At 73.2% G+C, this 19,351-nt stretch carries 19 protein-coding genes; 7 read left to right on the top strand and 12 right to left on the bottom strand.

Going from position 1 to position 19,351, the window contains the following annotated elements; all coding sequences use genetic code 11:
* Position 1 precedes the first annotated feature (1 nt).
* Genes AB0N03_RS33245 through cbiE form a run of 6 tightly spaced genes read right to left on the bottom strand, consistent with a single transcriptional unit; the run spans position 2 to position 7,416 of the window.
* Positions 2-3,094, bottom strand: a complete 3,093-nt coding sequence (locus AB0N03_RS33245) for an arabinosyltransferase domain-containing protein (protein WP_364379964.1) — start codon at positions 3,092-3,094, stop codon at positions 2-4.
* An 18-nt stretch (positions 3,095-3,112) separates the two neighbouring features.
* Positions 3,113-3,772 carry a 5,6-dimethylbenzimidazole synthase gene (bluB, locus tag AB0N03_RS33240; protein WP_364379961.1) on the bottom strand — a complete coding sequence of 220 codons (660 nt, stop codon included), beginning with the start codon at positions 3,770-3,772 and terminating at the stop codon, positions 3,113-3,115.
* Positions 3,769-4,488 (bottom strand): cobalt-precorrin-6A reductase, encoded by a 720-nt coding sequence (locus AB0N03_RS33235; protein ID WP_364379958.1) that lies wholly within the window; start codon positions 4,486-4,488, stop codon positions 3,769-3,771. The genes bluB and AB0N03_RS33235 overlap by 4 nt, the downstream gene beginning before the upstream one ends.
* A complete protein-coding gene (locus tag AB0N03_RS33230; protein WP_364379956.1) occupies positions 4,485-5,510 on the bottom strand; it encodes a Gfo/Idh/MocA family oxidoreductase in 1,026 nt (341 codons plus the stop codon). Before AB0N03_RS33230 ends, AB0N03_RS33235 begins: the two co-directional genes overlap by 4 nt.
* A complete protein-coding gene (gene cobM / locus AB0N03_RS33225) occupies positions 5,507-6,268 on the bottom strand; it encodes a precorrin-4 C(11)-methyltransferase (RefSeq protein WP_364379954.1) in 762 nt (253 codons plus the stop codon). Before cobM ends, AB0N03_RS33230 begins: the two co-directional genes overlap by 4 nt.
* Entirely contained in the window at positions 6,265-7,416 is a 1,152-nt protein-coding gene (gene cbiE / locus AB0N03_RS33220) for a precorrin-6y C5,15-methyltransferase (decarboxylating) subunit CbiE (RefSeq protein WP_364379951.1), read from the bottom strand. The genes cobM and cbiE overlap by 4 nt, the downstream gene beginning before the upstream one ends.
* A gap of 68 nt (positions 7,417-7,484) precedes the next feature.
* Between cbiE and AB0N03_RS33215 the strand changes: the two genes are divergently transcribed.
* The 5 genes from AB0N03_RS33215 to AB0N03_RS33195 all read left to right on the top strand — a co-directional run bounded on the left by AB0N03_RS33215 (position 7,485) and on the right by AB0N03_RS33195 (position 12,814).
* Complete coding sequence (locus AB0N03_RS33215; RefSeq protein WP_364379948.1) at positions 7,485-9,425, top strand: putative cobaltochelatase; 1,941 nt, start codon at positions 7,485-7,487, stop codon at positions 9,423-9,425.
* Positions 9,425-10,039, top strand: coding sequence for a cob(I)yrinic acid a,c-diamide adenosyltransferase (gene cobO / locus AB0N03_RS33210; protein WP_364379945.1), 615 nt, complete (start codon positions 9,425-9,427; stop codon positions 10,037-10,039). Before AB0N03_RS33215 ends, cobO begins: the two co-directional genes overlap by 1 nt.
* The gene (locus tag AB0N03_RS33205; protein WP_364379942.1) at positions 10,033-11,364 is read left to right on the top strand and encodes a cobyrinate a,c-diamide synthase; all 1,332 of its coding nucleotides are present in this window, start codon (positions 10,033-10,035) and stop codon (positions 11,362-11,364) included. The genes cobO and AB0N03_RS33205 overlap by 7 nt, the downstream gene beginning before the upstream one ends.
* On the top strand, positions 11,357-12,373 hold the full coding sequence (gene cobC, locus AB0N03_RS33200; RefSeq protein WP_364379939.1) for an Rv2231c family pyridoxal phosphate-dependent protein CobC: 1,017 nt from the start codon (positions 11,357-11,359) through the stop codon (positions 12,371-12,373). Before AB0N03_RS33205 ends, cobC begins: the two co-directional genes overlap by 8 nt.
* Positions 12,374-12,457: 84 nt before the next feature.
* Positions 12,458-12,814, top strand: a complete 357-nt coding sequence (locus AB0N03_RS33195; protein WP_364379936.1) for a VOC family protein — start codon at positions 12,458-12,460, stop codon at positions 12,812-12,814.
* Here AB0N03_RS33195 and AB0N03_RS33190 read toward each other — a convergent pair.
* From AB0N03_RS33190 to AB0N03_RS33175, 4 genes are read right to left on the bottom strand one after another with little or no spacing between them, the layout of a single operon-like run.
* Complete coding sequence (locus AB0N03_RS33190) at positions 12,798-13,496, bottom strand: YafY family protein (protein WP_364379933.1); 699 nt, start codon at positions 13,494-13,496, stop codon at positions 12,798-12,800. The two genes, AB0N03_RS33195 and AB0N03_RS33190, sit on opposite strands and share 17 nt — an antisense overlap.
* Positions 13,497-13,525: 29 nt before the next feature.
* Positions 13,526-14,245: an adenosylcobinamide-GDP ribazoletransferase gene (locus AB0N03_RS33185; RefSeq protein WP_364380091.1), complete on the bottom strand. Its 720-nt coding sequence runs from the start codon at positions 14,243-14,245 to the stop codon at positions 13,526-13,528.
* Positions 14,246-14,268: 23 nt separating this feature from the next.
* Positions 14,269-15,282, bottom strand: coding sequence for a nicotinate-nucleotide--dimethylbenzimidazole phosphoribosyltransferase (gene cobT / locus AB0N03_RS33180; protein WP_364379930.1), 1,014 nt, complete (start codon positions 15,280-15,282; stop codon positions 14,269-14,271).
* 13 nt (positions 15,283-15,295) lie between these two features.
* The gene (locus AB0N03_RS33175) at positions 15,296-15,937 is read right to left on the bottom strand and encodes a bifunctional adenosylcobinamide kinase/adenosylcobinamide-phosphate guanylyltransferase (RefSeq protein WP_364379927.1); all 642 of its coding nucleotides are present in this window, start codon (positions 15,935-15,937) and stop codon (positions 15,296-15,298) included.
* Positions 15,938-15,973: 36 nt separating this feature from the next.
* Here AB0N03_RS33175 and AB0N03_RS33170 point away from each other — a divergent pair, with 36 nt between their 5' ends.
* Entirely contained in the window at positions 15,974-16,906 is a 933-nt protein-coding gene (locus tag AB0N03_RS33170) for a cobalamin biosynthesis protein (RefSeq protein WP_364379924.1), read from the top strand.
* The gene (locus AB0N03_RS33165; RefSeq protein WP_364379922.1) at positions 16,903-18,384 is read left to right on the top strand and encodes a cobyric acid synthase; all 1,482 of its coding nucleotides are present in this window, start codon (positions 16,903-16,905) and stop codon (positions 18,382-18,384) included. The genes AB0N03_RS33170 and AB0N03_RS33165 overlap by 4 nt, the downstream gene beginning before the upstream one ends.
* A 3-nt stretch (positions 18,385-18,387) precedes the next feature.
* Here the strand turns inward: AB0N03_RS33165 and AB0N03_RS33160 are convergent, their stop codons facing one another.
* Together AB0N03_RS33160 and AB0N03_RS33155 are read right to left on the bottom strand one after the other, a co-directional pair.
* Entirely contained in the window at positions 18,388-18,537 is a 150-nt protein-coding gene (locus AB0N03_RS33160) for a hypothetical protein (RefSeq protein ID WP_364379919.1), read from the bottom strand.
* Positions 18,538-18,589: 52 nt separating this feature from the next.
* Positions 18,590-19,345 (bottom strand): CbtA family protein, encoded by a 756-nt coding sequence (locus AB0N03_RS33155; RefSeq protein ID WP_364379916.1) that lies wholly within the window; start codon positions 19,343-19,345, stop codon positions 18,590-18,592.
* Positions 19,346-19,351: the final 6 nt, after the last annotated feature.

Raw genomic sequence — 19,351 nt, 5'->3', positions numbered from 1 at the left:
GCTAGCGGGTCGGGTCCTTGCCGTTCGGCTGGCTCGGGCCCGGGCCCGGGGACCACCACCCGGGCACGGTCTTCTCCCCGTGCACCACCGTCGGCGCGATGCCTTCGGTGAACGGCTCGATCTGCAGCAGCTGGCCCCACGACTGGCTCGGCTGCCCGATCAGGTAGCTCGGCACCTCGGGCTCCTCGGCCAGCTCCTCCAGCCACCCGATCGGCCCGCCGTTCGTCGACGACGCCCACTCCGCCTCGTCCGCCAGGCCGCCCGCCGTGATGCGGTACTCCGGCACCTGGGAAATCCCGTCGTGGGACGTCACCGGCTGGACGCACGGGTACACGAACGACGCCGGCCAGTCGACGTACACCGGCTTCGAGCCGATCTTGTCCGTCAGCGTCGTGAACGTCGGGACGCGCGGGGCCGACGCCGCGATCCAGCCGTCCTCCGTCAGGTCGTTGTCGACGATATTGATGCGGACCGCGTTCGTCTCCGGGGGCAGGTCGCGCAGGTTGATGCGCGTGTCGTTCCAGCCGCCCGTACCCGAGCCCGGCGGGAGCGCGAACTGGCTGCGGACGACCTTCACGCCCTCCGGGGTGTTGACGCCGTAGTCGAGGCTCACCGACGTCGGGCGGCGGGCCGCGCCGGCCGTCGCCACCACGATCTGGCCGTCCGCCGGCTTCTCCGTCAGCGCGTACCAGTCGCTGCGCAGGCGGCCCGCGCGCGTCTCCGGGTCCAGGTAGCTCGACCACATCGGCACGGTCTCCGGCGTGAACCCGTGCGGCGGCTCGGCCAGCGGGTCCTTGTCGTCGACCGAGCGGGTGTGGAAGCCGGTCTGGACGCGGCCGTTGTCCTGGTCGGGGTTCGGCAGCGGGGAGTCCGGTTCCTTGGGCTTCTCCGCGACCGTCCGCTGCTCGGACTGCGGGTGCAGGATGCTCGTCGCCGCGTCGCGCTCCACCATCACGTGGTCGGACAGGTTGCAGCTCTTGCCGAACAGGTGCCCGACGTTCGCCGCGCCCAGGCTGTAGCTGCCGGCCTGGTTGTGGATCGCCCACGCCATCGTGGCGAACTCGCCCGCCGCCACGAGGCCGCAGACCACCACCAGCGACAGCGACCCGAGCCGCAGCGCGCGCAGCCTGCCCTCCTGCACCGGTGGCGAGGCGCCGGGCCGGTGCGCGCGGACGTTCTCCACGAACGCGTAGATCCCCGCGATCGCGGCCGCGACCAGCAGGATCGTGGACAGGCCGATGCCGCCGATCGACGGCGCCACGTTCGTCCACTGGACGCCGAGGCGCGAGACGAACCAGTACGTGTTGGGCCCGGTCGCCGCCAGCGCGCCGACGACCAGCAGCCCGGCGAGGAACGCGGCGCGGTTGCGTTTGGACCGCAGCACGGTCGAACTGGTCGCGAGCGCGGTCAGCGCCGCCATCGACGCCCCGACCGCGGCGAACGCGCCGAAGTGGTGCGTCCACTTCGTCGGCGTCAGCGCCAGGAGCAGGAAGAACAGCGCCGTCGTGCCGATCAGGCGGCGCGCGGGGCCGAGCGACGCGCCCTGGATGCGGCCGCGGCGCAGCAGCATCACCAGGCAGGTGGCGGTGCACAGCACGATCAGCAGCACCGGGAACCGGCGCGGCGCCGAGCCGTCCGGCAGGTCGGCGAACAGCAGCTGGTACCGCGCGAGCTCCTGGAACCACGACAGGTTCGGGCCGACCTGCGTGCGGATCCGGGTCGCCTCCTCGACCGTGGCGAAGGTCTGGTCGGCGAACACCACGACCAGCACCAGCAGCCCGGCCGCGGCGACCGGCGCGAGCACGGGCAGCCAGCCGTTCTCGTTGGCGCGCTGGCGGATCAGCTTGAACAGCGGGCGCGCGGCGACCAGGTACGGTGCCACCGCGATCAGCCCGGTCGGGGTCGCGGCCAGGGTGAACCCGGCCGCGGTCAGGCCGAGGCACAGCGGCAGCAGCCGCCGCGTCACCAGGGTGCGTTCGACGGCGCAGATCGCCAGCAGCGAGCCGAGCGCGGCGACCGGTTCGGGCCGGACGCCGTTGTTGTAGGGCATCCACCAGACCAGGAACACCGTCGCCGCCGCCCAGCTGGCCGGGCGGCTGGTGCGCACCTGGGCGCCGAGGCGCGGCATGACCTCGCGGCTGATCAGCAGCCAGCTCAGGACGCCGAGCAGGAACGACGGGAGCCGGATCCACGGTGGCACCACGCTGACGTGCGCCATCAGCTCGAACACGTGGTAGAACCAGCCGAACGGCGCCTCGGCGACCCCGAACCAGCGGTGGTAGTTCGTGAGGAACCCGGTCTGCTCGGTGACCCGGGCCATCGTCAGGATGTAGCCGTCGTCCGAGGTCACCGGCCCGATGAAGACCCACGCACCGAGCGCGGCGATCACCGTGGCGTCCCGCAGCGTCAGCCGCCACCAGCCGACCGGCGCCCAGCGCGGCGCGCGTCTCGCGGAGCCGGAGTCGCGGCGCCAGACCGCGACCAGGGAGCCGATCAGCGACAGCACGGCGAGCACGCCGACGCCGATCTTCAGCGCGGTCGGCGACGTCTGGTAGCGCGTGTCCGGCACGACCGAGACGTGCAGGCCGGCGATCGGGTCCTTGCTCGAGTTGATCGAGGAGTAGATGCCGACCACGCGGGGCCGGACGTCGCCTCCCGCGTGGAAGATCGGCGTCCCGGCCACGGCGAGCGTCATCTGCGTCGCGTCGACGTCCAGCTCGACGTCGCACTTTTCGGCGGGCAGCGGTTGCTGCGCGATCTGCTGGCCCTGGCTGGAGGCGAACAGCACGCCGTTGTCGATGCGCAGCTGCAGGCCGACGCCCTTGCCGGCGTTCGGGTCGGTGCGGCCGTCCGGCACGGTGGCGAACAGCAGGCCCGGGCCGCTGCTGCGGGCGTCCACCGAGCGGATGGCCGCGCACGGCAGCTCGGCGCGCAGGTCCTGGGCCCAGTACCCGGTCAAGGGCGCGTTGACGGAGCGGGTGTCGCTGCCGGTCGGCCAGACGACCTCCGCCGTGTCCTGCACCACCGGCAGGAAGGGGAAAGCCAGCGCGCACAAGGCCGAGAGCAACCCCAGCGCTACGGCAATCAGACGCATCGGCGCAACGCTAACGGGTCAGACGTCGGCGGCTGACGCAACCCCCGGGTCACGCGGCGTGAAGCGCCCGTGGTGTAAAGCCGCCGTCAGGGGACGGCGGCTGCGCCAGCCGTGGCGCTCCAGGTCCGGCACGGATTCGAGCTTGCTCACCGGCCCGACGCAGAGCCAGGCGACCGGCCGGATGCCGGCCGGGACGCCGAGCAGCTCGCCGAGGAACGGCTCCCGGTAGAAGCTGACCCAGCCGACGCCGAGGCCCTCGGCGGTCGCGGCGAGCCAGAGGTTCTGGATCGCCAGGCACACGGAGTAGAGGCCGGCGTCGGCGATGGCGTGCCGGCCGAGGACGTCGGGCGCGCCGCGGGCCGGGTCGTAGGTGACGACGATGCCGAGGCTCGACTCGAGGATGCCCTCGATCTTGATGTTCGCGAAGGTGCTCGCGCGGTCTTCGGCGAGCTGGTCCGCGAAGACCTCGCGCTCCTCGTGGACGTGCTTCGCGAACGTCTCGCGCGTCGCGTGGTCGTCGACCAGCACGAAGTCCCAGGGCTGGGTGAGCCCGACGCTCGGCGCGGCGTGCGCGGCTTCGAGGATCCTCAGCAAGGTGGCTTCGGGAACCGGCTCGCCGGTGAACTCGCCGCGGACGTCCCGGCGTTTGCGCAGGACTTCGTAGAACTCTTCGATCATCGGTTCAGGACCCATTCGACGGCTTCGGCCACGGTTCCGGCGGTTTCCGTGCTCGGTCTCGCCGGCCGCCGGACCAGGAGGACGGGTTTGCCCAGTTCGCGCGCCGCGGTCAGCTTCGCGCTGGTCTGCGTGCCGCCGGAGTCCTTGGTGACCAGGACGTCCACCCGCTCGAGCAGCTCGCGCTCGGCGGCCACCTCGTACGGCCCGCGGGCGAGGATCAGCTCGTGGTGGCGGGGCAGCGGCGGTTCGGGCGGGTCGACGCAGCGGATCAGGAACCACAGGTCGTCGAGGTGCGCGAAGGCCGGCAGGCCCTGGCGGCCGCTGGTGAGGAAGACGCGCTCACCCAGGCCGGGAAGTTTCTTCGCGGCGGCTTCGAGGTCGTCGGCCCAGTGCCAGACGTCTTCTTCGCCCGGTTCCCAGCCCGGCCGGGCGAGCCTCAGCAGGGGAGTGCGCGTGGTTTCGGCGGCTTTCGCCGCGTTCGCGCCGATGCGCTCGGCGAAGGGGTGCGTCGCGTCCACGACGGCTTTCACGTCGTTCTCGCGCAGCCAGGCCGCGAGACCTTCCGGGCCGCCGAAGCCGCCTACGCGTACTTCGCCGACCGGGAGCCGCGGCCGCGCGACGCGTCCGGCCAGCGAAGACATGACGTGCACTTCGCTTCTTACGAGCTCTTCGGCGAGCTTCCGCGCTTCACCCGTGCCGCCGAGGATGAGGATCACTTTCCGTACCCGACGGCTTCGCGCCATCGGTCCAGGGTGCGCAGGTTGGCGAGCGTCTCGGCCCAGGTCAGCTCGGGCGCCTGCCGGTCTTCGACGTGCGCGGCGACGTGGTCCGCTTCGCGCGCGAAGACGCCCTGGGTCGCTTCGACCTCGATGACCTCCGGCTCGCCATCGGCCGGCGTCAGGACGATCCGGGAGATGCCCGGCTTCCGCAGCGGGTGGATCCACGCGGGCTGGGGCACGTACAGCTGCCCGCGCGTGCCGAACACGCGGATGCCGTCCTCGCGGGTCAGCCGGATGCCGCAGGAGATCGTCGCGAGGATGTCGCCGGGCAGCCGGAGGAGGCCGGTGGCGTACTCGTCGACGCCGTGCGGGCTCAGGTGAGCCATGCCGCTGACCTCGGTGGGCTCCACGACGTCCTGGCCGGTCGCGGCCTGCGCGACCAGCCGGGCCAGCGAGGTGCAGTAGCAGCCGACGTCGAGGATCCCGCCACCGCCGAGCGCGGGGTCGGACAGGCGGGCGGTCTCCTCGGGGTTGCTGTCGAAGGAGAACGTCGTGTCGACGGCGCGGACTTCGCCGATCGCGCCGCTCGCGATCAGCTCGACGAGCCGCCGCGTCTGCGGGTGCAGGCGGTACATGAACGCCTCCATGAGGAAGACGTCGTGCTCGCGAGCGGCGGCGATCACCTCTTCGGCGTCGGCGGCGGTGAGCGTCAGCGGCTTCTCGCAGAGCACGTGCTTGCCGGCTTCGGCCGCGGCGATGGCCCATTCCTTGTGCAGCGCGTGCGGCGTCGAGACGTACACGGCGTCGACGTCCGGGTCGGCGAGGAGGTCTTCGTAGCTGCCGTAGGCCTTGGGGATCTCGAAGCGGGTGGCGAATTCCCGGGCGCGGTCACCGTTGCGCGCGGCGACGGCGGCGAGCGTGCCGTGCTTGCTCTCGTCGACGCCCGCGGCGAAGTGGGCGGCGATGGTCCCGGCGGCCAGCAGGCCCCAGCGCAAATCGGCACTGTGCAGTTCCGTCACAACGACTCCGGTTGGTTCGCCCGGTCGCGGGCACTGGAATAGAGGAAGCTGTCCGGAAAGCCCGCGGCGGCGAGCACCCGGCCGACGAAGATGGTGGCCGCCCGGGTCATCCCGGCTTCGCGGACCAGGTCCGGCAGTTCACCGAGCACGCCCCGCACGACGGTCTCCCCGGGCTGGGACGCCAGCGCGACCACGGCGACGGGGCAGTCGGCGCCGTAGTGCGGAGTGAGTTCGTCGGTCACGCGCCGGACGTGGTTGATCGCGAGGTGCAGCGCGAGCGTCGCCTCGGTGGCGGCGAAGGCGGCGAGGGTTTCCTTGGGCGGCATCTTGGTGGAGCGAGCCTGGACGCGGGTGATCACCAGGCTCTGCCCGACTTCGGGCACGGTGAGCTCCCGTTTCAGCGCGGCGGCCGAAGCGGCGAAGGCGGGTACGCCGGGCACGACGTCGTAGGGAACGTTCTTGGCGTCGAGCCGCCGGGCCTGCTCGGCGACGGCGCTGTAGAGGGAGGGGTCACCGGAGCAGAGCCGGACGACTTCGTGGCCGTTCTCGTGCGCCTCGACGAGCTTTCCGACGATTTCTTCGAGGCTGAGGTCGGCGGTGTCGATCAGTGTCGCCTCGGGCCGGCAGTACGCGAGCAGGTCGGGCGGGGTCATGCTGCCGGGGTAGAGGCAGACGGCGCACCGGGCGAGCAGGTCCCGGCCCCGCACGGTGATGAGGTCCGCGGCCCCCGGCCCGGCGCCGACGAAGTGCACGGTCATCGGCTGCTCCACTGCGTGACCGTCCGGGCCGGGGTCCAGCCGGTGAACCCGCCGAGCGGCGCCGCGCGCTCGACCGCGACCCGCAGCAGCTCGCCGCCCCGCTCCGCGTACACGTCACCGAGAATCCGCTCCGCCTCCAGCGTCACCCCGTGCGCCACCAGCCGCGCGCCCGTGGCCAAGCACGCGTCCAGCAAGCCCGGGGCCGTCAAGCCGCCGCCGATGAAGATCGCGTCCGGGGGTGGGAGCGCCGTCAACGACTCCGGGGCCGGCCCCGTCACCACCTGCAGCTCCGGCACGCCCAGGTCCAATGCGTTCCGGCCGATCCGCTCGGCGCGGTCCGGGTTCTGCTCGATCGCGATGGCGCGGTTCAGCACGTGCAGCCGCGACCACTCGATCCCGACGCTGCCCGCGCCCGCGCCGACGTCCCACAGCAGCTCGCCGGGGCTCGGCGCGAGCCGCGCCAGCGCCGACATCCGCAGGTCGCGCTTCGTCAGCTGGCCGTCGTGGGAATACACGTCGTCCGGGATGCCGATCAAGGGCAGCGCCGGACCCTCGCACGTCAGCGCGAACACCGTCAGCGGCCCGGGTTCGCCGGCCCAGCCGTCGGTGATGCGCTCGTCCGGCCCGCCCAGGTTCTCCAGCGCGAACAGCTCGCTCTCGCCGTACCCGCGCACGGTCAGCAGGGAGCGCAACGCCGCCGCGTCGCCCCCCAGGACGAGCACCCGCCGCCCCGGCGCCAGCACCCGGGCGACGCGGGCCGACGACCGGCCGACGAGCGTCACCACCTCGGTCTCCTCGGCGGACCAGCCCAGCCGCGCCCGGGCCAGAGTCACCGACGAGACCGCGGGCAGCGCCTCGACCTCGTATCCATGTGCCACCAAAGTAGTGCCGACCCCCGACAAAAACGGATCGCCGCTGGCCAGGACGCAAATCCGTTCCCCCACGTGCTCCGCGATGACGGCGTCGAGCCCCGGCAGCAACGGCGACGGCCACGGCTCGCACGGGACGTCCGGTGGCAGGTACGCCAGCTGCCGCGGCGCACCCAGCACGACGTCGGCGCCGAGCACCAAGGCCTGCGCCTGCTCCGACAAGCCGGACCAGCCGTCAGCCCCGATTCCCACCACCGTCAACCGTGATTTTTCGCGCACGATTTCCCACCCTAAGCGAGCCGGGCGCTGTGCGATGATCGGCCGGTCGCCGACCTGGAGGAGTGCTGTTGAAGCCGTACCCGTTCACCGCCGTCGTCGGGCTGCCGGACCTGCGCCTGGCGCTGGTCCTCTCCTCGATCTCCCCCGCGGTCGGCGGCGTGCTGGTGCGCGGCGAGAAGGGCACGGCGAAGTCGACCATGGTCCGCGCGCTGGCGGGCCTGCTGCCGGGCGTCGACGTCGTGGACGGCTGCCGCTTTTCCTGCGATCCCGCGGCTCCCGACCCCCTCTGCCCGGACGGCCCGCACGACCGCGCGAGCAGCCACCGGCGCCCCGCGAAGCTGGTCGAGCTGCCCGTCGGCGCGGCCGAAGACCGCGTCGTCGGCTCGCTGAACCTCGAACGCGCGCTGGGCGAAGGCGTCACGGACTACCAGCCGGGCCTCCTGGCCGCCGCGCACCGCGGACTGCTCTACGTCGACGAGGTCAACTTGCTCCACGACCACCTCGTCGACACCCTGCTCGACGCCGCCGCGATGGGCCGCGCGACCGTGGAGCGCGAGGGCGTCTCCGTGTCGCACGCGGCCCGGTTCGTGCTGATCGGCACCATGAACCCCGAGGAAGGCGAGCTGCGGCCGCAGCTGCTCGACCGGTTCGGGCTGACCGTCGAAGTCGCCTCCAGCCGCGACCCCAAGCAGCGCGTCGAGGTCGTCCGGCGCCGCCTCGCCTACGAAGCGGACCCTGACGGCTTCGCGGCGGAGTACGCGGCCGAGGACGCCCAGCTCGCCGCGGACATCGAAGCGGCGCAACGGCTTCTGCCGGCGGTGAAACTCCCCGACGACGCACTGCGCCAGATCGCCGAGGTGTGCGCGTCTTTCGAGGTCGACGGCATGCGCGCCGACATCGTCACCGCGCGCACCGCGGTCGCGCACGCGGCTTGGACCGGCCGCGACGAGGTGACCACCGACGACGTCCGCGTCGCCGCGCGGCTCGCGTTGCCGCACCGGCGCCGCCGGAACCCGTTCGACGCGCCCGGAATCTACGAAGAGCAGCTGGAGCAGGCCCTTCAGGACGCCCAGCCCCCGGCGCCGGGTCCCGAGGACGACGGTCCCGGCTCGGGTTCGACGCCCGAGGAAGCGCCGCAGAATGTCCCGCAGGGAGACGCGCCGCAGCAACAGCAGAGTGGCGGGCAGCAGAAGACTGTCGGCGCCGGCGAGACGTTCAAGGCCCGCGTGTTCCGCGTCAAGGGCATGGGCGAAGGCGAGCGCGGACGCCGCTCGCGCGCGATCACCGACAGCGGCCGCACCATCGGCGTCCAGCCCCCGAGCGTGCAGGACGGCCGGCCGCACCTGATCGCGACCGTGAAAGCCGCGGCGCCGCACCAGAAAGCCCGCGGCCGAGACGGCGCCGGGTTGAAGCTGCGCCGGCAGGACCTCCGCTTCGCACTCCGCGAAGGCCGCGAAGGCAACCTCGTGCTGTTCTGCGTCGACGCGTCCGGCTCGATGGGCGCGAAGGCGCGGATGCGCGAGGTCAAGTCGGCGGTGCTGTCGCTGCTGCTCGACGCCTACCAGCGCCGCGACAAGGTCGGGCTCGTCACCTTCCGCGGCAATGCCGCCGAACTCGTGCTGCCGCCGACCATCAGCGTCGACGCCGCCGCGTCCCGCCTCGAAGGCCTGCCGACCGGCGGCCGGACACCGCTCGCGGAAGGCCTCCTGGAGGCCGCGCGGGTGCTGCGCGTCGAGGAGATCCGCGACCCGCGGCGCCGTCCGCTGCTGGTCGTCGTCACCGACGGCCGCGCCACCAGCGGCCCCGACGCCGTCGCGCGCGCCCAGGCCGCGGCCGGGCTGCTCACCGGGGTCACCGCCGTCGTCATGGACTGCGAAAGCGGCAAGATGCGGCTCGGCCTCGCCGCCGACCTGGCCGCCCACCTCGGCGCGGAACACGTGCCCCTCGGCGAGGTCGCCGCCGAGTCCCTCACGAGCGCCGTCCGCGCCCGGACCGGAAGGGCTGCCTGATGCCGCAGGGGAAACCGGAAGTCGTCCCGCAGGATGGGCTCACCACCCGCCAGCGCCGCAACCGGCCGCTGCTCGCCGTGCACACCGGCGAGATGAAGGGCAAGTCGACGGCCGCGTTCGGGATGGCGCTGCGGGCCTGGAACCAGGGCTGGTCGATCGGGGTGTTCCAGTTCGTCAAGTCGGCGAAGTGGCGTGTCGGCGAGGAAGCCGCGTTCCGCGCGCTGGGCAAGCTGCACGACGACACCGGCGAGGGCGGGCCGGTCGAGTGGCACAAGATGGGCGAGGGCTGGAGCTGGGCCCGCAAGTCCGGGACCGACGAGGACCACGCCGAAAACGCGCGTGAAGGGTGGGCGGAGATCAAGCGCCGGCTCGCCGCCGAGACGCACGGCTTCTACGTCCTCGACGAGTTTTCCTACCTGCTCAAGTGGGGCTGGCTCGAAGTGGACGACGTCGTGTCCACTTTGGTCTCGCGGCCCGGGCACCAGCACGTCGTCATCACCGGCCGGTATGCGCCGCCGGAGCTGATCGAGGCCGCAGACCTCGTCGCCGAGATGACCAAGGTCAAGCACCCGATGGACGCGGGCCAGAAGGGCCAGCGGGGGATCGAGTGGTAGCGCGCGTGGTCGTCGCCGCGCCCGGTTCGGCGCACGGCAAGACCACGATCGCCGCCGGGCTGATGGCGGCGCTGCGCGAGGCCGGGCACCGCGTCTCCGGGCACAAGGTCGGGCCGGATTTCATCGACCCGAGCTACCACGCCCTCGCGACTGGACGCCCGGCGCGCAACCTCGACCCGTTCTTGCAGGGCGAAGACCAGCTGATCCCCTTGCTGCGCCACGGTTCCGCCGGCGCCGGCATCGCCGTCATCGAAGGCGTGATGGGCCTGTTCGACGGCGCTTTGGGCACCGAGGGCTACGCCTCGACCGCGCACGTCGCCAGGCTTCTGGACGCGCCGGTCGTGCTGGTGGTGGACGCGTCGGCGGCGTCGCGCAGTGTCGCCGCGACCGTGCTCGGGTTCGCTTCCTACGACACGCGGGTGCGGCTGGCCGGGGTCATCCTCAACAAGCTGGGCTCGCAGCGGCACCTCGACGAGATCGCGGCCGCGCTGGAGGCCACCGGCGTCCCGCTGCTGGGAGCGTTGTACCGCAACGAAGAGATTCACGCGCCGAGCCGGCACCTCGGGCTCGTCCCGGCGGCGGAGCGGGCATCAGAGGCGCAGCGCGTGCTGCCGTCACTGGCCGCGTGGGTGCGTGACGGCGTCGATCTCGAAGCGATCGTCCGGATCGCGTCCGGGGCTTCGCGGCTTTCTTCTCCGGCGTGGTCGCCGTCCGGTGTGGACGGTCCCCGGGTCACCGTCGCCGCCGCGGGCGGGCCGGCGTTCACCTTCCGCTACACCGAGAACATCGAACTGCTGGCCGCCTGTGGCGTCGACGTGGTCGACGTCGATCCGTTGCGGGACCAGGCCTTGCCCGACGGGTGCGCCGGGCTGTACTTCGGCGGCGGGTTCCCCGAGGTCCACGCGGCGGAGCTGTCGGCGAACACGGCGTTGCGTGCCGAGGTGGCTTCGGCGGTTTCGCGGGGGATGCCGGTCAGTGCGGAATGCGCGGGCCTGCTGTACCTGTGCCAGTCGCTGGACGGCCAGCCGATGGTCGGCGCGGTGCCCGCGGACGCGAAGATGACCGCGCGCGGCAAGCTCGGCTACCGGCGCGCGGTCGCCGTCGAGGACAACGTCCTGGCCACGGCCGGGCAGCGCGTCACCGGGCACGAGTTCCACCGCACCGAGGTCACGCCGTCGCACGGCGCTTCGGCGGCGTGGGGCTGGGACCGGCAGCTGGACGGCTTCGCGTCGCCGACGCTGCACGCGTCCTACCTGCACGTCCACTGGGCCGGGTATCCCGAGCTGGCGCAGCGTTTCGCGAGCCGGGTCCGGGCCTGTGCGTGACTACGACCTCCACCACCACGGCGACCGGGAGGTCGGGCCGGGGCTGGTCGATCTCGCCGTGAACGTCCGGCTGCCGCGGCCGCCCGAGTGGTTGCGGCAGGAGCTGGCGTCCGCTTTGGACTCCCTGGCGGCTTATCCGTCCACTGTGGACGCCGAGCGCGCGGTGGCCGCGCGCCACGGCCGTCCTCCGTCGGAAGTCCTGGTCACGGCGGGTGCGGCAGAAGCGTTCACGCTGCTGGCTTCGGCGCTCCGGCCGCGCCACGCGGTGGTCGTGCACCCGCAGTTCACCGAGCCGGAGGCGGCACTGCGGGCCGCCGGCCACGCCGTCTCGCGGGTGATCCTGTCCGAAGAGGACGGTTTCGTGCTCGATCCGGCGCTGGTCCCGGACGACGCCGACCTGGTGTTCGTGGGCAACCCGACGAACCCGACGTCGGTGCTGCACCCGGCGGCGTCGCTGCGTTCGCTGACGCGGCCCGGGCGCCTGCTCGTGGTCGACGAGGCGTTCCTGGACGCGGTCCCCGGCGAAAGCGAAAGCCTGGCCGCGGGTGTCCCGGGCGTCGTCGTGCTGCGCAGCCTGACGAAGACGTGGGGCCTGGCCGGGTTGCGGGCGGGGTACGTGCTCGCCGCGACGGACGTCATCGAGCGGCTGCGGGCGGTGCAGGTGCCGTGGTCGGTGTCCACTTTGGCCGGGGTGGCGACGGTGGCGTGCTGCCGTCCGTCCGCTGTGGAGGAAGCGGAAAAGCTGGCGATCGCGGCGGAGGCCGACCGCGAGTACCTGGTGTCCGGCCTGACGGAGGCCGGTGTCGCGGTGCTGGGCGACCCGCGCGGCCCGTTCGTGCTGGTGCGGGTCCCGGACGGCGCTTCGGTGCGGGCCCGGCTGCGCGATGCGGGTTACGCGGTGCGGAGGGGAGACACGTTCCCCGGTCTGGGCCCGGACCACTTGCGGTTGGCGGTCCGCGACCGCGGGGTGACGGACGCGTTCACGAGCGCGCTCCGAAAAATCTGGTAAACACCGACAGGGGGTTGTCGCCGGAGCCCGGGAAAGTGGTCTTCGTCGCCGGGAAACGCCCGGTGTGACGGAGAAAGGACCGCCATGCCCCGCTTCAACGACGTCGCCTGGTTCGAGATCGGCACCGACGAGCCGGCGGTCGCCGAACGGTTCTACGGCGAGGTCTTCGGCTGGCGGACCGGCCAGGACGAAACGGCCAGCACCAGCCCGGCCTACCGGGTCATCGACACCGGCGGCTCCCGCGGCGGGCTGTTCACCGGAACGGAGAACTACGCGATCTTCAGCGTGCTCGTCGAGGACGTCGACGCCGCCTGCCGGAAGGTCGAGGCCGCCGGCGGGCGAGTACAGCGGCCGCCGGCGGTCAATCCGGTCGGCGTGACCTTCGCGCACCTGCTCGACCCGGCCGGCAACCACTTCTCGGTGTTCACCCCGCCAAGCTGAGCTGCTCGACCACGCCGTAGGGGATGTCGAGGTCCTCGCGCCGCAGCAGGCGGAGCGGGGGCACTTCGGCGGTGACCGTCACCGACGTGATCCGGTCGGTGCGGAAGGCGCGGATTTCCCCGCGCAGCCGGCACCACGCGATCAGGTACCAGTGCGTCGGCTTGCCGACGTACCCGAGCGGTTCGACCTCCCGCCGCGTCACGGCGCCTTGGCGGTCGCCGTAGCCGATGCGCAGGACGCGGCCGGCGGCGAGCGCGTGGGCGACCTCCCGGGGTATCGGCGGGGGCGAGCTCTTGCCGAGCACGTGGACGCGGGCGGCCAGGTCCTGGGCCGCGGCGGCGTCGTCGTGGTGCATGGCCGCGACGAGCTTGCGCAATGCCGACGCGGCCTCGGTGCGGAACGGCGTGCCGTCGAGGTGTTTCAGCGCGAGTGCCATGGCGACGGCCTCACCGGGCGTCAGGTTGACCGGCGGCAGCGTGTGCGCCTTGTCGAGGCAGTAGCCGCCGGTGCGGCCGGGCTCGGCGTAGATCGGCACGCCCGATTGCTGCAGGGCGCCGATGTCACGCTCGATCGTGCGCGCGCTGACCTCGAAACGGTCGGCGAGCCAGCGCGCACTGCGCGGCCGGGGCGCGATGGCGCGCAGTTCTTCGACGAGGGCGTAGAGACGGTCGGTCCGGTTCACACGTTCACTGTAGGAAGGAGGTACGACAGTTACGCGAGCGCGAGCAGCGAGGCGGCGACGGCGACCTCGACCCCGGCGCCGAGGACGTCGCCGGTGACGCCGCCGAGACGCCGGGTGCACCTGGCGAGGAGGGCCGCGGCCACGGCGTAGGCGATCGCGACGGACAGGGGGCCCCGCCACCAGTCCATCCCGGGGATCAGGGCGGCCACGGTGGCGGCGCCGGCGGCGATCGCGATCGCGACGGTTCTCGGGACCGAGCCGGCGACGGTGGCGCCGAGCCCTTCCGGCCGCGCGGACGGGACCCCGCGCGCGCAGGACATCGAGAGCGTGCAGCGTCCGATGAGCACACTCGCGACGACTGCGCTGATCGGGTGGTCGGCGCCGGTGAGCGCGCCGACCTGGACGAGCAGGACGAAGACGAGGGTGGCGACGCCGGTGGGGCCGGAGTCGCCGCGGCGCATGACGTCGAGGGCCTTGGCGCGGTCGTAGGAGGCCCCGAGGCCGTCGGCGGTGTCGGCGAGCCCGTCGAGGTGCAGGCCCCGGCTCCCGAGGGCGACGGCCCCGAGGGCGAGGGCCGCCGTGGCGATCGCCGGGAGGCCGAGGGCGATGCCGGCGGCCACGATGAGCCCGGCAGCCGCGGCGAGCGGGATCGCGGCAAGAGGGGCGAGCATCATGGCGCCCCCGGCAACGCGCCGGTCGATGACGCGCGGCGCCGGGACGGGGACGGTGGTCAGCGTCCCGACGGCCATCCGCACGGAGTCGGCCCAGCGGCTCAAGCCAGGTCCGCCAGCAGGCCCATGTCCGCGATGATCGCCCGCGCCGCTCGCAGCGTCGGGACCGCCTGGACCGCTCCGCTCCCTTCCCCGAGCCGCAGCCCGAAGTCCAGGATCGGCTCCAGACCCAGCGCCTTCAGCGCGAACGCCTGCGACGGTTCCGTCGACCGGTGCCCGGCCAGCCACCACCGCTCCGCCCCCGGCGCGATGTCCCGCGCGACCAGGGCCGCCGCGCCCGAGAACACCCCGTCCAGCAGCACCGGGATCCGCAGCAACGCCGCCTCCACCAGGAACCCCGCCGTCGCCGCCACACACGCGCTGCCCAACGCCGTCAACCGCGAGAAAGGGTCCTCGACCCGGCCCGAAGTCCGCGCCAGCGCCGCCGCGACCGCCGCCGTCTTGCGCTCCAGCCCGGACGCGTCGACGCCCGTTCCCGTGCCGACCACCTCGGCGGCCGGCAGGCCCAGCGAGGCCGCCACCAGTGCCGCGCACATCGCCGTGTTGCCGATCCCCATGTCGCCCGGGATCAGCAGGTCGGCGTCGCCTTCCTCGCGGGCGATCGCGCGGCCCGCCTCGAACGCCGCCTGCGCCTCACCCGGCTCCAAAGCATCCTCGACGTCGATCGAGCCCGAGCCGCGGCGGATCTTGTGGGCCGTGACGGCGGCCGGCACGTCCGCGCCGTCCCAGTCGACCCCCAGGTCGGCCACCCGGACCCGGGCGCCGACCTGCGCCGCCAGCACGTTCACGCCGCTCTTGCCGGCCAGGAACACCCGCACCATCGCCGCCGTCACCTCGCGCGGGTACGCCGACAGCGCCGACACGCCGTGGTCGCCGGCGAAGACGACCACGCGGACGTCGTCCAGCGGACGCGGCGGCACGCTCCCGTGCGCCGCGGCCAGCCAGGCGGCGATCTCCTCCAGCCTGCCGAGCGCGCCGAGCGGCTTGACCAGGCCGTCGAGCCGCTCGAGCGCGGCGGCGCGGGCGGCGGGGTCGGGCACGGGAACGTCGAACACGGGCGCCTCCTGGCTACAGGTCGAGCGCCCGGCCCGCGACGACCAGCACGACCCGGTCGGCGTCGGCGGACACCCGGTTGTTCAGTGCCCCCAGCACATCACGGAACAGCCGGCCGGACGACGTCGCGGGCACCACACCGCTGCCGACCTCGTTGCTGACCGCGACCACCGGCACCCGCGCCGCGGCCCACGCGGCCAGGAAGTCCTCGAGCCGGTCGTCCAGCCGGTGCTCCCAGCCCGGCTGCTGCCGCCACGCGCCGACGTCGTCCAGCACGCGGGACAGCCAGGTGCCGAGGCAGTCGATCAGCAGCGGCTCGGTCGCCTTGCGGAGGGTGCCCGCCAGGTCCGTGGTCTCGACGGTCTTCCAGTGCGACGGCCGCCGTGCCTGGTGCGCGGCCACCCGCGCGGCCCATTCGGCGTCGTCGCCGCCGGCGGGGAGACCGGGCGCGACGTAGACGAGGTGCGGGTAGCGGGCGACGAGCCGTTCGGCGTGCCGCGACTTCCCCGAGCGGACGCCACCGAGGACCAGCACCTTGCTTTCGTCGCGTCCGTACCGGCGAAGGGCGCCTGCCAGGGCCTCGAGATACCCGGCGAGCCGGTGGGTCAGCCCCGCCGACGTTTTCTTCCCCGCGGAGGCGGCGTTGGGCACAGTCATACCCGGCATTGTGGTGCACGCGCTACCGTGCGCCACGTGCCACTCCGTCTAGGGACAACCGCGGCCGGACTCGTTACCGGATACGTCGTCGACACCCTGTTCGGCGACCCCCGACGGGGGCACCCGGTGGCGATCTTCGGATCGGCGGCCGCGCGCCTCGAACGCGTCCTGTGGGCGGACTCGAAGCCGCGCGGAGCGGCGTACGCCGGGTTGTGCGCCTTCGGAGTTGTCGGCCTTGGCGTCGCGCTTCAGGCGGCGACGCGGCGACGCCCCTTCGCGCGCTTCTCGCTCACTGCTGTGTGTACCTGGGTAGTGCTCGGCGGACGCGGTCTCGCCGCCGAAGGCGCCGAAATGGCCCGCCTGCTCGAAGCAGGCGAAGTACCTTCGGCGCGTACACGGCTCTCGCACCTCTGCGCGCGCGACGCGACGACGCTCGACTCCGCCGAGCTGACCCGCGCGGCGACCGAGTCGATCGCCGAGAACACCTCGGACGCCGTGGTCGCGCCGTTGTTCTGGGGCGCGGTCGCCGGGATGCCGGGGTTGCTCGGCTACCGCGCGCTGAACACGCTCGACGCGATGGTCGGCTACCGGTCACCGCGGTACCGGAACTTCGGCTGGGCCGCGGCGCGGGCCGACGACGTGGCCAATCTGGTGCCGTCGCGGATCGGAGCGGCGCTCACGGCGCTGTGCGCGCCGCTGGCGGGAGGCCGCGCGCGGAGTGCGTGGCGGGTCTGGCGGCGCGACGGCGGACGGCACCCGAGCCCGAACGCGGGGCAGGTCGAGGCGGCGTTCGCGGGGGCGCTGGACATCCGGCTCGGCGGGACGAACAGCTACGGCGGCGAGGTGGAGAGCCGGGCCCGGCTCGGCGAGGGACGCGATCCGGAGCCGGTCGACTTGAGACGGGCGGTGCGGTTGTCCCGGCTGGTGGGAGCGGCGGCGGCCGTGGTCGCCGCGGGCGCCGCCCGGTGAGCGGCCTCCTGATCGCCGGCACGACCTCCGACGCCGGGAAGAGCCTCGTCACCGCCGGAGTCTGCCGGTGGCTCGCTCGCCAAGGCGTCCGCGTCGCCCCCTTCAAAGCCCAGAACATGTCCAACAACTCCATGGTCTGCGCCGACGGTGCCGAGATCGGGCGCGCCCAGTGGGTTCAGGCCCGCGCCGCCCGGGTCGAGCCCGAGGCCGCCATGAACCCCGTTCTGCTCAAGCCCGGCAGTGATCGGCGCAGTCACGTCGTCGCGCTCGGGAAGCCCTTCGGGACCCTCGAAGCCGGCGAGTACGCCACCGGCCGCGCCGGGCTCGCCGAGATCGCCTTCGCCGCCTACGAAGACCTCGCCTCCCGCTACGACGTCGTCGTCTGCGAAGGCGCCGGCAGTCCCGCCGAGATCAACCTGCGTGGCGGCGACTACGTCAACCTGGGGCTCGCGCGGCGGTTCGGGCTGCCTGTGCTCGTCGTCGGCGACATCGACCGCGGGGGCGTGCTGGCCGCCATGTTCGGCACCCTCGCCCTGCTTTCGGCCGAGGACCAGGCGCTCGTCGCGGGCTGGGTGGTCAACAAGTTCCGCGGCGACGTCGGCCTGCTGCGCCCCGGCCTGGACAGCCTCGAAAAGGTGACCGGCCGGCCGGTGCTGGGCGTGCTCCCGTGGCTCGACCGCGTCTGGATCGACTCCGAGGACGCCCTCGCCGCCGCGGGCTGGCGCCGCGAGGCCCACGGCCGCGGGCTGCGGGTCGCCGTCGTGCGCTTCCCGCGCGCGTCCAACGCCACCGACGTCGACGCCCTCGCCGCCGAACCCGGCGTCACCGTGACGCTCACGGCCGACCCCGACACCGTCGCGACGGCGGACGTCGTGGTGCTGCCCGGCTCGCGCGCCACCGTGGACGACCTGGCCTGGCTGCGCGACCGCGGCCTCGACACGGCGGTGGCCGCCCGCGCCGCGGCGGGCCGGCCGGTGCTCGGCATCTGCGGCGGCTACCAGATGCTGGCCGAGTCCATTGTGGACGACGTCGAGTCCGGGGCCGGCGAGGTGCCGGGCCTGGGTCTGCTGCCGGCGCGGGTGACGTTCGCCGCGGAGAAGGTGCTCGCCCGCCCGGCGGGGGACTGGCGGGGCAACCGCGTCGACGCGTACGAGATCCACCACGGCTCGGTGACGGCGCCGCCGGGGCAGGAGTCCTTTTTGGACGGCGTACACCAGGACGCGGTCTGGGGCACGATGTGGCACGGCGCCTTCGAGAACGACGCCTTCCGCCGTGCATGGCTCATCGAAGCGGCGGCCCAGGCCGGCGTCGAGTGGACCCCGGCGCCGGACGCTCCCGGCTTCGCCGACCTGCGCGAAGAGATGCTGGAGAAGCTGGCCGACGCCGTCGGTGAGCACCTGGACACGGCGGCGCTGCGCACCCTGCTGGACCGGGGCGCGCCGATGGGCCTGCCGTTCGTCCCGCCCGGCGCGCCTTAGCCGTCAGGGGAGGACGGGCCCGGTGAGCTTCCCGCTGACCTGCCGCAAGGTGCAGACCGCCTCCCGGGCCCCGTCGGTCCCGGGGGACTCGACGGGGCCGCGGACGGTCGTCCGGTCGTGGCTGGACAGCGTCGAGCGCGTTTCGTCGAACAAGGGTCCCCCTCCGGAATCCCCGACCCGGCGGGGAAATCCTGAGGGACCGAGATCACGAACCGGCGGTGGCCACGGCCTTCTTGGTCAGCGACTTCTCCGCGAAAGCGCCGAAGGCCAGGCCCAGCGCCAGCCACAGCACCACCTGGGTGCCGACCGAAGCCGTGCGGAAGCTCCAGAGCGTCGAGGCCGGGAAGTCCGCCGGGACCTCGTCGACCACCGGCATCAGCCAGGCCACCACGCCGATCACGACGAGGTAGCCCGCCGCGGCCAGGAGGAAGCCGTTCCAGGCGCCGAAGCGGTCCGCGAGCTTGCGGCCGAGCACCGTCGCGAAGATGCCCACCAGCAGCGACACCGCGACGAACCCGAAGTACAGCTCGGTGCGCGAGCCGATCGTGCCGGGCTGGCCCACCGCCGGCGGGTTGGCCGGGTACTTCAGGAACGGGACCAGGAACACGACGGCGAACGCGCCGCCGGTGAGCAGCAACGCCGTCACGCGGGGGCGAAGGCTGCCGAGGCGGCCCTGGGCGAACGCGAAGGCGAGCGAGAGCAGGCCGCCGATCGCGACGCCGTAGACGACGACGCCGGTGAGCAGCCCGACGGTGCTCTGGATGTCCCGCGGGACGAGCTCTTCCTCGTGTTCTTCAACGGGCGCGGCGCCCGCATCGTGGGAATGGGCGTGGCCGCCGGACTCCTCGAGCCCGATGGCGGTGTTGACCGACGGCTCACCGAAGGCGTAGGCGAACCCGAACGCGAGCACGCCGGCGATCAGGCCCGCGAGCATGCCGCGGACCAGCAGGGTCTTCATCATTTGAGG

Origin of the sequence: Amycolatopsis sp. NPDC051061, assembly GCF_040682935.1 — a bacterium.
Lineage (GTDB): Bacteria > Actinomycetota > Actinomycetes > Mycobacteriales > Pseudonocardiaceae > Amycolatopsis.
The sequence above is the reverse complement of the archived record's forward strand: the minus strand, read 5'-3'. Positions and strand labels throughout refer to the sequence as shown.

Bases quoted from the DNA above. Each gene is read 5' to 3' on its own strand.
- AB0N03_RS33245 (WP_364379964.1), bottom strand. From the start codon at position 3,094: ATGCGTCTGATTGCCGTAGCGCTGGGGTTGCTCTCGGCCTTGTGCGCG.
- bluB (WP_364379961.1), bottom strand. From the start codon at position 3,772: ATGATCGAAGAGTTCTACGAAGTCCTGCGCAAACGCCGGGACGTCCGC.
- cobM (WP_364379954.1), bottom strand. From the start codon at position 6,268: ATGACCGTGCACTTCGTCGGCGCCGGGCCGGGGGCCGCGGACCTCATC.
- cobO (WP_364379945.1), top strand. From the start codon at position 9,425: ATGCCGCAGGGGAAACCGGAAGTCGTCCCGCAGGATGGGCTCACCACC.
- AB0N03_RS33195 (WP_364379936.1), top strand. From the start codon at position 12,458: ATGCCCCGCTTCAACGACGTCGCCTGGTTCGAGATCGGCACCGACGAG.
- AB0N03_RS33185 (WP_364380091.1), bottom strand. From the start codon at position 14,245: ATGGCCGTCGGGACGCTGACCACCGTCCCCGTCCCGGCGCCGCGCGTC.
- AB0N03_RS33175 (WP_364379927.1), bottom strand. From the start codon at position 15,937: ATGACTGTGCCCAACGCCGCCTCCGCGGGGAAGAAAACGTCGGCGGGG.
- AB0N03_RS33155 (WP_364379916.1), bottom strand. From the start codon at position 19,345: ATGATGAAGACCCTGCTGGTCCGCGGCATGCTCGCGGGCCTGATCGCC.